The following is a 242-nucleotide window of genomic DNA, read 5'->3' as shown; positions in this document are numbered from 1 at the left end:
TGAAAACGCGATTAACCTTAGCTTCTCTGTTGTAGCTGAAGATTTCGACCAAGATAAATCGAATGCGATCGATTTGAAGATCACGGTGACGGATGATGTGCCAAGCATCACTGATACGACAGTTGCGAGTACGTTTGTCGTTGATGAAGGCGATTTAGGCTCTGTTGTCGCTCAGGCGGCAGGCTCGTTTGTTACCTCAGAAGGAGCAGACCAAGTAGAGGTTTACGAACTACGCAATATCT

General features: G+C 46.3%; 1 protein-coding gene. It reads left to right on the top strand.

All coding sequences use genetic code 11. The features are described 5' to 3' along the window. The coding region (locus AB4585_RS29765; protein WP_372169366.1) for a hypothetical protein at window positions 1-242 on the top strand (242 nt) is incomplete at both ends.

Origin of the sequence: Vibrio sp. 10N.222.49.C9, assembly GCF_041474985.1 — a bacterium.
GTDB lineage: Bacteria > Pseudomonadota > Gammaproteobacteria > Enterobacterales > Vibrionaceae > Vibrio > Vibrio crassostreae_C.
This window is presented reverse-complemented; position numbering and strand designations above follow the sequence as displayed.